The sequence below is a fragment of the Cedecea neteri genome, from assembly GCF_000758305.1.
Taxonomy (GTDB): domain Bacteria; phylum Pseudomonadota; class Gammaproteobacteria; order Enterobacterales; family Enterobacteriaceae; genus Cedecea; species Cedecea neteri_C.
In genome coordinates this window covers 4,495,670-4,508,389 of record NZ_CP009458.1, presented here as the reverse complement: position 1 = coordinate 4,508,389, position 12,720 = coordinate 4,495,670, and the positions used below count along the sequence as shown (strand labels likewise).

Here is a 12,720-nt window from a genome sequence, read left to right as displayed (position 1 = left end):
ATTTCAGGCGAGCGCCAGCAGCTGACGCGTGTAGTCGCTTTGTGGGGCGCTAAAAATCTGCCTGCAGTCTCCCTGTTCGACCACTTCTCCCTGACGCAGTACCACCATCTGATGGCAAAGTGCTTTCACTACCTGTAAATCATGGCTGATGAAGATATAAGCCAGGCGGTGTTTTTCCTGCAGTGATTTTAACAGCGCCAGAATCTGAGCCTGCACTGAGCGATCGAGCGAAGAGGTGGGTTCATCCAGCACGATAAGCTGCGGCTGCAAAATCAACGCTCTGGCGATAGCGATGCGCTGGCGCTGGCCACCGGAAAACTCAGCCGGGTAGCGGTGGAGCATATCCGCCTGCAGCCCGACCTCTTCCAGCGCCTGAATCACTTTGGCCTTACGTTCTGCGGCGTTTAGCGCCGGATGATGCACCCGCAGGCCTTCCTCTACAATCTGCAGCACATCCAGACGTGGATTCAGGGCGGAATTGGGGTCCTGGAATACGACCTGCACCCGATGGCGCAGCGGCAGCAGCTGCTTGCGGTTGAGCTGGTGGAGAGGCTGATCGTCAAACCAGATAGCGCCCGTGGAATGAATTAACCGCAGCAGCGCCAGCCCGGTGGTGCTTTTTCCCGATCCCGATTCTCCAACCAGCCCCAGGCTCTCTCCAGGGCGCAGTTCAAAACTGAGATTTTTCAGCCCGTAGTGGTGACCCACCGTTCTTTTCAGCAGCCCCCGGCGAATCGGAAACGCCACCTGCAGATCCTCAACTTTGAGCAGGGGGGTAACGTCTGCTGCCAGCGGCACGGGGTCGCCTGATGGCTCAGCATTCAACAGCTGCTGGGTATAGGGATGCTGTGGATGACTGAACAGATCGGTGGTGGATTGTTGCTCCACGCATTTGCCGTGACGCATCACCGCCACGTTGTCCGCCAGCTTTTTCACGATACTCAGATTGTGGGTGATAAACAGCAGGCCCATATTCAGTTCCTGCTTCAGCTCTTGCAGTAATTGCAGGATCTGCGCCTGAACCGAAACATCCAGCGCCGTTGTCGGCTCATCGGCAATCAGCAATTCAGGGCGGGTCAGTAGCGCCATAGCAATCATTACGCGCTGGCGTTCGCCGCCGGACAGCAGGTGAGGGTAGTCCTGGAGCCGGGTTGCAGGGTTGCGAATGCCCACGCGATCGAGGCAGGTGAGTATCTCCGCGCGGGCAGGTTCGGGCCGCATTCCCCGATGCAGAGAGAGCACTTCGTACAGCTGTTTTTCGAGGGTGTGCAAGGGGTTGAGCGACACCATTGGTTCCTGAAATATCATCGCAATTTTGTTGCCGCGCACGCCACGCAGTGTCTTTTCCGGCGCGTTTAGCAGGTCATTACCGTGAAACAAAATTTCCCCGGAGGGATAAACCACCGGCGGGGACGGCAGCAGGCGCAGCACGGAAAGCGCCGTCACGCTCTTGCCTGAGCCGGACTCGCCGACCAGCGCGAGCGTTTCACCCGCTTCCACCTGGAGCGAAACCGAGTCCACCACCTGCCGCAGGGTTCTACCCTGCTGAAAAGCGATAGAAAGATTGTTGATAGCGAGTAGCGGAGTGGTCATGGTCAGCGCGCCTTAGCCGGGTCGAAGGCGTCACGAACCGCTTCGCCAATAAAAATTAACAGGGAGAGCAAAATGGCCAGAGACAAGAACGCAGAGATGCCCAACCACGGTGCCTGAAGGTTGTTTTTGCCCTGTAACACGAGTTCACCCAGCGACGGCGATCCCAGCGGCAGACCAAAGCCGAGGAAATCCAGTGAGGTTAAGGTTGTTATCGACGCACACAGAATGAACGGCAGGAAGGTCAGGGTAGCCACCATGGCGTTGGGCAGCATATGCCGGGTCATGATTGACCAGTCGCTGACGCCCATGGCTTGCGCCGCCCGAATATAGTCGAAGTTGCGGGTGCGCAAAAATTCTGCCCGCACAACGCCCACCAGCCCCATCCAGCCAAACAAAACGGTAATACCCAGCAGCCACCAAAAATTGGGCTGTACCACGCTGGAGAGCATGATGATCAAAAACAGCGTCGGCATGCCGGACCAGACTTCAATCAACCGCTGTCCCCACAGGTCAATGCGCCCGCCGTAATAGCCCTGTACCGCCCCGGCCAGCACGCCAATGATGCTGGAGAAAAAGGTCAGCAACAGGCCGAAGAGCACGGAAATGCGCGTGCCGTAGAGGATCCTCGCCAGCACATCGCTGCCGTTGGCGTCGGTACCAAGCCAGTTTTGTGCGCTGGGTGGTGAAGGAAAAGGGACATTGCTGGCGTAGTTGATGGTGTTGCTGCTAAAGCGGATCGGCGCCCAGAGGATCCAGCCTTTTTCATTCAGGCGTTCTGTTAACCAGGGATCCTGGTAGTCCGCAGGGGTTGAGAGCGGGCCGCCAAAATCACTTTCGCTGTAGTTTTTCAGCGCCGGGAACCAGAGCTTGCCTTCGTAGCTCACCACCAGCGGGCGCTCGTTGGCGACCAGCTCAGACCCCATACTCAGGACAAAAATCAGCGCAAAGATCCACAGCGACCAGTAGCCGCGACGGTTCTGACGAAAGCGTGCCCAGCGCGCCTGGTTTACCGGACTTAATCGGCTCATCCGCGTCCCTCAAAATCGATACGGGGGTCGACCAGCGTGTAGGTAACATCGCTGATGATGTTGGTCAGCAGGCCAATCAGACTAAAAATATAAAGGGTGCCGAAAATCACCGGGTAGTCGCGGGAAATCGTGGCTTCGTAGCCCAACAGACCCAGCCCGTTAAGCGAGAACATCACCTCAATCAGCAGCGAGCCTGTGAAGAACATGCTGATAAACGTCGCCGGGAACCCGGCAATCACCAGCAGCATCGCGTTACGAAAGACGTGGCGATACAGAATTTTTTTCTCATCCAGCCCTTTGGCTCGCGCCGTCACCACGTATTGCTTGCGAATTTCATCGAGAAAGGAATTCTTCGTCAGCATGGTTAATGTGGCAAAGCCGCCGATGACCGTCGCCAGCACGGGCAGCGTGATGTGCCACAGGTAATCGGTGATTTTGCTGTACCAGGGCAGGGTCTCAAAATTGGCCGACGTTAGCCCTCGCAGTGGGAACCAGTCGAGATAAGTGCCCCCGGCAAACAGCACAATCAGCAGGATGGCAAACAAAAACGCCGGAATGGCGTAGCCGATAATAATGAAAATGCTGCTCCAGATATCAAAACTGCTGCCATTGCTGACTGCTTTACGGATCCCCAACGGAATCGACACCAGATAGATAATCAGCGTGCTCCACAGCCCGATGGAAATGGAAACGGGCAGGCTGTCTTTTATCAGCTTAATCACCGAGGAGCTACGGAACAGACTGTTGCCGAAGTCGAAGCGTAAATAGTCGCCGAGCATAGTGAAATAGCGCTCGTGCAGCGGTTTATCGAACCCGTAGCGATGCACAATCTCTGCTATCACTTCCGGATCCAGGCCGCGGCCGCCCCGGTACTGGCTGCTGGTGACATCCCCCACGCCGGTGCGCGCATGGCCGCCGCCCATGGCGTCGTTACTCATGCCCGGCATACCGCTGCTGTGGCCCATCTGTATGGCCGCAATAGCCTGATCAACCGGGCCGCCTGGTGCGATTTGCACGATGAAAAAGTTGATGGTGATTATCGCCCACAGGGTGGGAATGACTAGCAGCAAACGCCGCAGAATATAAGCGCCCACGTTAGTCCCCCTGGCGTCGGTCGGCAGGCAGCTTCGCCGCTTTGTTTACGTCATACCACCAGTTATCAAAGCCGTTGTTATAGATTGGACGGATGGCCGGGCGGGAGAACTTATTCCACCAAGCCTGGCGGTCGGCTGACGTATACCACATCGGCAGCATGTAGTTGTTCCAGGTCAGCACGCGGTCGAGGGCGCGGCCCAGCGGCAGCAGTTTTTTCTTATCACCCTGGCTGGCGATAATCATCTCAATAAGCTTGTCGATAACCGGGCTTTGCACGCCGGGTGCGTTATAGCTCGAATTGATGTACTCCGATGCCCAGATGATTTGTAAATCCGGGCTTGGGTAAGGCATCGCGCTGTAAAGTCGGGGCATCATGTCGTAATCACGGCTGCGCAGGCGACTTGAAAGCTGCGAGTTATCGACCTGACGAATATTCATGGTAATGCCCAGGCGCTGCAAATTGCGCTGGAAGGGGAGGATCCATTGCGTGTTGCCGGTCGTGCCGGTCAGCAGTTCGAACACAAACGGCTGGCCAGTGGCTACGTTTACCAGCTTCTGGTCTTTTAACTCCCAGCCCGCTTCTTTCAGCAGGCTGAGCGCCTTGAGCAGGTTTTCCCGGTCAAACCCGCGTCCGTCAGATTTAGGCGGATTATAGATTGAGGTAAAGACCTCCGGTGGGAGATCCTTTTTCATCGGCGCCAGCAGCATCAGTTCGTCGGCATCCGGGTAACCGCGAGCGGCGTATTCCGTATTCTGAAAATAGCTGTTGGCCCGGCTGTAAGCGCCATAAAACAGCGCCTTGTTCATCCACTCAAAATCAAAGGCCAGGCCGATGGCTTCCCTTACCCGGCGGTCGCTGAAAATGGGGCGCTGGATGTTAAACGCCAGCCAGCGGGTATCCTGGGCGGATTCGTTTTTCTGCTCATCCTTGACGATGTAATGGTTGCTGAAGTTTTTCCCGATGTAGCGCGTGGCCCAGTTTTTGGCTGAGACTTCAGTACGATAATCAAACGCCCCGGCCTTGAACGCCTCAAAAGCCACGTCGTCATCAAGATAATAGTCGTAGCGGATGGTATTAAAGTTCCAGCGCCCACGGTTAACGGGTAGATTTGCCGCCCAGTAATCCCGCACTCGCGAATAGGTGATGTATTGCCCCATTTTCCAGTCGGTGATTTTATACGGCCCGCTGGAAAGCGGTGGGGAGGAGAGCGGGTCGCTCAGCTTGTGATCCTTCCAGAATTTCTCCGGGAACACCGGGAGCGAAAACAGGCCCAGCATCCGGTCTTTGCTCGGCGTGGCAAGCTCAATACGCACGGTGAGCGGCGCAATGGCGCGTACCGTCGCCCCTTTGTAAATCAGGCGGAACTGCGGCACGCCTTCCGTCATGAATTTATTGAAGGTAAATGCGACGTCTTGGGCGGTAATTGGGCTGCCATCCTGAAAGCGGGCTCGCGGGTTAATGGACACTTCAGCCCACGCAAAGTTGGACGGGTAGCGGGCCATCTCGGCAATCAAAGGATAATAGCTGCCGGGTTCGTCATCAGAAGTGGTGAACAGCGGGTCGTACAGCGTGTCGGTGCGAACGCCCGGGTTACCCCTCATGGCAAAACGGTTGAAGTTATCAAAAGTGCCAATCGCCGAGAGCGTGATATTACCGCCCTTGGGGGCTGCGGGATTGACGTAATCAAACTGCGTGAAGTTGACAGCGTATTTAGGTTCGCCCAGGACGGCAAAAGAGTAGCTTTCGTTTATCTCTGCGGCGCGTGGCGTAAGGGAAAAGGTGCTCAGGCAAAGCAGCATCAGTGCACGTACAGCTTTTGTCATCTTCATTCCTTGCCCGGTGGGTGGGAAAGCGCAGGCGTCACGCGGCCGCGCCCGGTAAGCCCATGATGGTTAATCATAAGTTAGCCGATGAAGATTGCGCAATGCCTGTCAGTCTTTCAATTCGTCATAAAGCGTGTGGGAAGGGTTCCAACTGACAAGCTGGCTTAGGGTCAGGGGGCGGCTGAAGTAATAGCCTTGCAGGAAGTTACAGCCGCGCTCAATAAGCCATTTCGCCTGCTCCGGCGTTTCTACCCCTTCCGCTACCGTGTTCATGTTCAGGCGCTGAGCCAGCGTCAGCACGGCGTCCAGCACCGGCGCAGTCACCGTTTCCATCCCGATAGAGTTGACGAAGCCGCGGTCAATCTTCAGATAATCCAGCGTAAAACGCTCGAGGTAAATCAGCGCGCTGTGGCCGGTGCCGAAGTCATCCACCGCAATTTCAAACCCCTGCTCGTGCAGCCAGGCGAAAATGCCCATGGCTTCTTTTTCTTTCAGCATGTCGCGCTCGGTTATCTCAAACACTAACTGGAAATGGTGCGGCGGCAGTGAAGCGGCGAAGGCCTGAATATCCTGCTTAAACGTCGGGGAGTGAAGATGGCTTGGGGCGAGATTCACGCCCAGCTTGGCTCCGGCGGGCAGAACTTTTTGCAGCGCAGGTGCGTCCCGGGCAATCAATTCAAACAAATGGCGCGTGAGTGGCACAATCAACTGCTGAGCTTCGGCAAAGCCGATAAACGCGTCCGGGGGGATCATACCCGCCGTTGGGTGCTCCCAGCGCATCAGCACCTCTATGCCACGCATCTGCAGAGCCTGTGAGTCGACCACGGGCTGATAAACAACAAAAAATTGCCCCCGCTTGATGCCGGTAAGAATTTCTTTCCCCGCCCGTACTTTGACCGACAGAAAGTAACCACACAGCGCGGCGCTCAACAGGCCGGATAATAACCCGGCCAGAATGGCCAGTTGAATGTCCTCCAGCGGCCACGGCGTACCATAAATGTAGAGTTTAATCGGGTAGCCGTTAAGCACAGAAATTCTGGTGGGCGAGGGGGGAAGCTCATCGGTATTTATCACGTCGGGTGAATAGGACGTGAGCGCCTTGTTGCCTACCACCAGCGCCATGGAGCTGATGTCCTGCTGGCGGGAGGTGAACACCAGGTAGGGCGTAAGATTGACGTTTAGCGTAGTAAAAACGCCGCGCCCCGAGGCCAGTGGGTTAAGAAACCAGGCGGCAATCACCGGCTTGCCCGGCATCATTGGTGTGCCGTTCATGATCGCCAGGTCGACGGTTTTATTGATGTTCAGTTCGGGCTCCAGCGCATCCATCGACATTTCCATGTTGCCGGTGGCGGAAGAGCAGTAGGCGATGCCGTTACGCACCAGCAAAAAGGCTCGTACATTGGGATTAAAAGCCGCACGAGAAGTCAGTTCACCGCTGACCCTTTCACACTCGTTCATGGTTAAAGGCTGGATACCCTCGGCGGTGGCGTGAAGATCTTTAAAGAAGGTATCGAGATAGTTGCTGATGTCGCGAGAGAGGAGATTATAAGCGGACTCCCGCTTGGAATGGAGTGCCAGGCTGGTTAGCCCGCCGATAAATAATGCGGCACATAATCCCATCAGCAGGCTAAACGCGACTATCTGCTTTGGGGTGCTAAAGTAGCGCGAAAAAATATTTCTATAAGACATGGAATTATGAGTCCCGCAGGGGCAAGCGAATCATCGTTTGTTTTGTGCTTTTTTCTGACTATAACCCATAACCAGGAAATTGTTTAACTTGTTTCACAAGGTAACTATTTCATTTTTCAATTTTTAGCGAAAAGAGTAAACGTCTGAATTACAGGCATAAAAAAACGCTGCATTGGCAGCGTTCTTAACGTTGGTGCTTTTGCTGAGTAGCCAAGGGAATAACTCTCAACAAAACATATCTTACTGCGGCGTTAGCTGCGGCTTAGCACCCGACGCGCTTCGTTGTAACGCTTCTTCCAGTAAGGCTCGTCCATGCTGGAAATCACAACGCCGCTGCTGGTGGAAGCATGTACAAATTGGTTATTCCCAATGTAGATGCCTACATGACGGCCAGTTGAACCTGCACGGAACAGCACTAAATCGCCGGTGCGTAACTTGTTACGCGAAACAGATTTACCGGACTCCTGCTGCTCAGACGTTGAACGAGGCAGGGTTAAACCAAACTGTTCCTGGAACGTGCGCTGCACGAAGGCAGAACAATCAATGCCAGCTCTGCTGCTGCCGCCAAGACGGTAGCGTACACCTTTCCAGCTCGCGTATTGCTCCATAATGCGTGACTTCACGTCAACATTACGAACCATCTCTTCGAATTCATCCTGAGAGGCTTGCAGTAAAAAACCATCTTTTTCACCGACTGCATGCGTCTCAGAATGCATATTTGCTGTGTTAGTCGAACTACAGGCGGAGAGCATAACTGCCACCGCAATCGCGGGTATCGCCCGCAAGATGTATCTCAAAATAGGCTGAGATTTGACCATTTTGTTTGTTTTCCCTTGATGTCCTTAACGAATAATTCGTTATACAAAAATACCAACGTGACGAGACTAATTACCTAAAAGCCACGAGACAATTATTCATGCACAAAAATGTGGAACATCGCACACTTTTATTCACAGCACAAATAGATCAGCCGCAGAGCAAACTTTCCCGAGACTACCCGATAAAACCAGGCTATGCGAGCGTTTTTATTCTTATTTTTATAAGAAATTGTGATGATTCGTCGCGAAAGGTTATTTCGAACAAATGATCGGCGATTCTGCTGGTTTTATCGTCAGGTCATTCAAATTGAAGCGGATTTTGTATGAGTAAATATTCATCTTACTGTCATGATGCTGAAAAAATAAGCAAAGGCCCTGATAGCCTCTGCTCGTTGACTATCTTCATCACTTATTAACCGTCAGCGGGACGCTTTATATTTTCCCGGAACAGTACGGTTCAGTATAGAAATTAACCGGTCGCTGATTGGGGTTAATAGCACCCAGGGCAGGCCAACCAGAGCAATAGAGAGTGACCCGACGTAGACATCGGTAAACCAGTGCGCGCCTATCATTATTCTTGGTGAAGAGAAGACAAAGAAGATCGCGACGGCAATAAGAAACGCTCGTGGGCCGAAATAACGCAGCATAAAACCGGTGAAGATGAGCAGCATCAGGCCGTGATCGCCGGGGAAGCTGTCGCTTGAGGCGTCTTTCGTCGGGAAGTGCAGCAGCTCGCTGACGCGATAAATGTCTTTAAAGTACAGAGTTGGGCTGGCGTGCACCACCGGGATAAGGTGGCCGAGCTGGTTGATGACCACGGCGCAGAGCAGCATCACCACGCCCATCAGGACCAGGCGGCGGCGGCCCGCGCCATCTTCATGCAGCCAGAACCAGGAAAACAGCGCGCCCATTGCTAGCAGCGAAATGCCGTCGAAGGCCCGGTTATTGGTGATGGCAATCAGCGTTAAAAAGGTATGGCTCTTGACCAGTTCATTATTAAAGAAATGGAACAGCGAGGCGTCGATGTTGAACCAAAATCCATGGTTCTCTGGCAGGTACCAGCTGAAGAACAGGGCGATGCCCAGGACGTTCAGGAGCAGGATAAGCGGAAGGCGATTAATCATGATACAGCTTCTAAATCTCATTACGGGGGCGCAAAGGTAGACGCGCTAACTTAAACGTAAGCTCAACAGGCTGGATTGCAGGGCATTCCAGTCAGGCTGAGCCAGGTGAATCAATTCGATGCGGCTATCCAGCGGTGGTGCGGATTGCGTTTCAATATGCAGGTCGTTGCCCTGGCGGTTGATACGCACCAGGCCTTCGGGAATACGCAGCACGCCTTTGACCCGCTCAACCGGGGCAAGACGTGCCCACTCCAGCAGGCCAATGGTGTCGAAAACGGTTTCTTCATCGAAAATCCAACCACAGGCGTAATAACCCTGCCCGCTGTTCACGCTCCGACGCCAGCGCTGATGCCCCGGCAGGCTCAGCGCGGCAAGGCCATGAGGGACCGATTGGGCATGCTGGTGCTCAGGGCTGGACGGCAGTTCACGTTGGTTCAGTCTTGGTTTATCGAGCAGCGCAATACTGACGCCCCCTTTTTCCGCGTGAACCAGCTCGCGGCCGTCGCCATTATTTTGATACCAGCTATCTAAAGCGGCCTGGCTTTCCGACGTGGCGCGATCTTGTTTATTCGCCACAACGACGTCCGCCGCGGCTAGCTGGTCGCGGAAGTTGTCATTATTCAGGGCTTTTTCATCCAGAAGCTGGCGTGGGTCGAGCAGGCAAAGCGTGGCCCGCAGGTCAATCCACGGCTGATATACGTCAGCGGTGAGCATATCCAGGATTTGTTTCGGGTGGCCAAGGCCGGTGGGTTCAATTAGCAGGCGGTCTGGCTTGCCCTGGCGCAGCAGGGTATTAAGGCCGACCTGCATCGGCAGGCCGTTAACGCAGCACATACAGCCGCCAGGGATCTCTTTCAACAGCGCGCCGCTGTCTGCCAGCAGGGCACCATCAATGCCCACTTCACCAAATTCATTGACCAGCACCGCCCATTTTTCATCGGCGGGCTTGTTGGCCAGTAAATGCAAAATGGTGGTGGTTTTACCGCTGCCCAGAAAGCCGGTAATTAAATTCGTTTTTGTCACGGTGACTCCGGGGGTTTACTGCCTGTAAACCACGTCAATCTATCAGTGATTATTCATCATTTACGCTGACTATCCTGACGACAACCCGGAGAAAAGAGAAGCCTTAACGCGGCTTACCGCACCGTAAGACCACGTTAAGCGCATTGATTGTTAACTTAAGCGCAAGTTTTCGACCGCGCCGCGCGCGCCCAGGCGAATGAGTTGCTGCCAGGCTTGCTGAACGTTTTCGACAAATTTTTCGTTTTTGGGCAGGTCATCACCAAAAATTTCGTTCAGGCTGAGGAGGGCGCTGACGCGTTCGTTTTCGCCGCTGTCGCTCACCAACATCTGAATTTTGCCCTGAAGCGGATCGCGAACGTCAATCGCATGGCCCTGTTCGTCGAGGCCGCTGACGTAGCGCATCCAGCCGGCGATCCCGAGCGCCAGGCATGGCCAGTGGCTGCCGTTTGCCAGATGCCAGCGAACGCTTTCCAGCCAGCGCTGGGGAAGCTTCTGACTGCCATCCATGGCAATTTGCCAGGTGCGATGCTTCAGGGCCGGATTTGCAAACCGCTCGAGCAGGCTGGCGGCGTACTGATTCAAGTCGACGCCCCGAATATTCAGCGTCACCGCCTGCTCCTGCAGCATCAGGTGCTTTGCCGCACGGGTAAAGTGCTCGTCGGCCATGCAATCATTAATATGCGGGTAACCGGCGAGATAGCCTAGATAAGCCAGAAATGAGTGGCTGCCGTTGAGCATCCGCAGCTTCATCTGCTCGTAGGGCACCACATCGGCAACCATTTCCACCCCGACGGCTTCCCACTCCGGGCGACCGGCTACAAAATTATCTTCGACGACCCACTGAATAAACGGCTCGGCGGCAATGGCACAGGGGTCTTGTACGCCCAGTATTTCCGCAATTTCCTGCAGCGATTCCTCAGTGGCTGCCGGAACAATGCGGTCAACCATGGTGCTGGGGAAGGTGACTTCTTTGGCAATCCATTCTGCCAGCCCGGCGCTTCGACTCGCGGCCATACCCAGCACGGCCTGGCGAACCAGGTGCCCGTTATCAGGAATGTTATCGCAGGATAAGACCGTAAACGGGGTTAATCCACGCTCGCGGCGGCGGCTTAGTGCCTCTACAAGTATTCCTGGTACGGAATGCGGAGCCTGGGGCGACGCCAGATCGTGAATAATCCGCTCATTGGTGGTATCCAGCTTTCCGCTGGCGGGATCGATGCAGTAGCCTTTTTCGGTCACGGTCAGGGAAACAATGGCGACCTGTGGCTCACAAAACTTCTCTATGATGGCTTCCATGCCATCCAGCTTCGCATTCAGGCATTCTTTCACGGCGCCGATAACCCGCGCCTGGTTTCCCGCCGCCCCTTTCTCCAGCACCGTGAAAAGATGATCCTGTTGCCGAAGATCTTGCATCAGCTTATCGCCGTTAAACAGGCTGATCTCACAGATCCCCCAGTCGCCGCCCAGCTTGTTGAGTACTCGGTCGGTGAGCAAGGCCTGATGTGCACGGTGGAAAGCACCAAACCCAAAATGCACGATACGCGTTTTAAGCGCGCGGCGGTCGTAGTTTGGCCGTTGAACGGTATCCGGAAGTGAAGCAGTGGCAAGGGTATCCATAGAGTCGCATCCTGTGTAGGGAGGTGGGAATCTATGCAGTGTAAAGCTGTATGACAGGAAATAAAATTGGTCTGTTTAGTTAATCACTTTTGTGTGATGCAGGTCTGATAATAGAGCGGGTGGATGAAATTGGTATAATAACTTCGATCGTGAGATTAAAAAAAACGCTCCCGAAGGAGCGTCATTTATCATCAGTCGGCGCGGCCCATAGAGCGTTTTTCTGCAATATGAATGCGGATTTTTTCCCCGGCAACCATGTATTCCGGCACCTGAATCACCAGGCCGGTGGACAGCGTTGCTGGCTTGGTACGGGAGCTGGCGGAAGCGCCTTTGATGCCCGGAGCCGTTTCGATGATTTCCAGATCCACGGTTTGCGGCAGCTCCAGCGCCAGCAGTTGGCCGTCCCAGGTCAGCACCTGCATATCCGGCATACCGCCTTCTGGAATGAACTGCAGCTCTTCTTCGATCTGGTCTTTGGTGAAGATGTACGGCGTGTAATCTTCTTTATCCATGAATACGTATTCGTTGCCGTCGATGTAGGAGAAGTCAACGAAGCGACGTGTCAGGGTGATGGTGTCAACGATATCATCGCCTTTGAAGCGCTCTTCCACTTTTTGCCCGGTGCGAACATCGGAGAAACGCATCTTATACAGGGTTGCTGCGCCGCGTGCGCTGGGAGCCTGGATATCAATATCTTTAACAATCAGCAGTTTGCCGTTGTAATTGAGAACCATGCCTTTTTTGATTTCGTTAGCTCTTGCCATCGGTGTTTCCTGTCAAAAATTGAGATGCGAAAATATTGCGTCAAAGTACTCGTGAGGCGCGTTTCAGGCAAGCGGATTTGATAAAGAAGCACAAAAGTAAGGGGTTTAAGGCAAGCGTGTCGGCAACATCCTGCTTTGCCGACAC

Annotated in this window: 10 protein-coding genes; all 10 read right to left on the bottom strand. The window is 54.3% G+C overall.

The genetic code is table 11. The features are described 5' to 3' along the window. Positions 1–3 precede the first annotated feature (3 nt). The 10 genes from yejF to yeiP all read right to left on the bottom strand — a co-directional run bounded on the left by yejF (position 4) and on the right by yeiP (position 12,575). On the bottom strand, positions 4–1,593 hold the full coding sequence (yejF, locus tag LH23_RS20920) for a microcin C ABC transporter ATP-binding protein YejF (RefSeq protein ID WP_039295465.1): 1,590 nt from the start codon (positions 1,591–1,593) through the stop codon (positions 4–6). A gap of 2 nt (positions 1,594–1,595) precedes the next feature. Next, the gene (locus tag LH23_RS20915) at positions 1,596–2,621 is read right to left on the bottom strand and encodes a microcin C ABC transporter permease (protein WP_039295461.1); all 1,026 of its coding nucleotides are present in this window, start codon (positions 2,619–2,621) and stop codon (positions 1,596–1,598) included. Continuing rightward, a complete protein-coding gene (locus LH23_RS20910; protein ID WP_039295460.1) occupies positions 2,618–3,715 on the bottom strand; it encodes a microcin C ABC transporter permease YejB in 1,098 nt (365 codons plus the stop codon). The genes LH23_RS20915 and LH23_RS20910 overlap by 4 nt, the downstream gene beginning before the upstream one ends. A 1-nt stretch (position 3,716) precedes the next feature. After that, positions 3,717–5,540 (bottom strand): extracellular solute-binding protein, encoded by a 1,824-nt coding sequence (locus tag LH23_RS20905; protein ID WP_039295458.1) that lies wholly within the window; start codon positions 5,538–5,540, stop codon positions 3,717–3,719. A gap of 108 nt (positions 5,541–5,648) precedes the next feature. Next, entirely contained in the window at positions 5,649–7,229 is a 1,581-nt protein-coding gene (locus LH23_RS20900; RefSeq protein WP_039295457.1) for a cyclic di-GMP phosphodiesterase, read from the bottom strand. A 251-nt stretch (positions 7,230–7,480) separates the two neighbouring features. After that, positions 7,481–8,047, bottom strand: a complete 567-nt coding sequence (mepS, locus tag LH23_RS20895; protein WP_039295455.1) for a bifunctional murein DD-endopeptidase/murein LD-carboxypeptidase — start codon at positions 8,045–8,047, stop codon at positions 7,481–7,483. A 419-nt stretch (positions 8,048–8,466) separates the two neighbouring features. Next, positions 8,467–9,171 (bottom strand): phosphatase PAP2 family protein, encoded by a 705-nt coding sequence (locus LH23_RS20890; RefSeq protein WP_039295453.1) that lies wholly within the window; start codon positions 9,169–9,171, stop codon positions 8,467–8,469. A 45-nt stretch (positions 9,172–9,216) separates the two neighbouring features. Then, the gene (locus LH23_RS20885; protein ID WP_039295451.1) at positions 9,217–10,194 is read right to left on the bottom strand and encodes a CobW family GTP-binding protein; all 978 of its coding nucleotides are present in this window, start codon (positions 10,192–10,194) and stop codon (positions 9,217–9,219) included. 150 nt (positions 10,195–10,344) lie between these two features. Continuing rightward, a complete protein-coding gene (locus LH23_RS20880; protein ID WP_039295449.1) occupies positions 10,345–11,811 on the bottom strand; it encodes a mannitol dehydrogenase family protein in 1,467 nt (488 codons plus the stop codon). 191 nt (positions 11,812–12,002) lie between these two features. Beyond that, the gene (gene yeiP, locus LH23_RS20875; RefSeq protein ID WP_008459912.1) at positions 12,003–12,575 is read right to left on the bottom strand and encodes an elongation factor P-like protein YeiP; all 573 of its coding nucleotides are present in this window, start codon (positions 12,573–12,575) and stop codon (positions 12,003–12,005) included. Between the last annotated feature and the right edge of the window lie 145 nt (positions 12,576–12,720).

What these genes read in the sequence shown, in the direction of transcription:
- yejF (WP_039295465.1), bottom strand. Translation starts at nt 1,593, where the DNA reads ATGACCACTCCGCTACTCGCTATCAACAATCTTTCTATCGCTTTTCAG.
- LH23_RS20915 (WP_039295461.1), bottom strand. Translation starts at nt 2,621, where the DNA reads ATGAGCCGATTAAGTCCGGTAAACCAGGCGCGCTGGGCACGCTTTCGT.
- LH23_RS20905 (WP_039295458.1), bottom strand. Translation starts at nt 5,540, where the DNA reads ATGACAAAAGCTGTACGTGCACTGATGCTGCTTTGCCTGAGCACCTTT.
- LH23_RS20900 (WP_039295457.1), bottom strand. Translation starts at nt 7,229, where the DNA reads ATGTCTTATAGAAATATTTTTTCGCGCTACTTTAGCACCCCAAAGCAG.
- mepS (WP_039295455.1), bottom strand. Translation starts at nt 8,047, where the DNA reads ATGGTCAAATCTCAGCCTATTTTGAGATACATCTTGCGGGCGATACCC.
- LH23_RS20890 (WP_039295453.1), bottom strand. Translation starts at nt 9,171, where the DNA reads ATGATTAATCGCCTTCCGCTTATCCTGCTCCTGAACGTCCTGGGCATC.
- LH23_RS20880 (WP_039295449.1), bottom strand. Translation starts at nt 11,811, where the DNA reads ATGGATACCCTTGCCACTGCTTCACTTCCGGATACCGTTCAACGGCCA.
- yeiP (WP_008459912.1), bottom strand. Translation starts at nt 12,575, where the DNA reads ATGGCAAGAGCTAACGAAATCAAAAAAGGCATGGTTCTCAATTACAAC.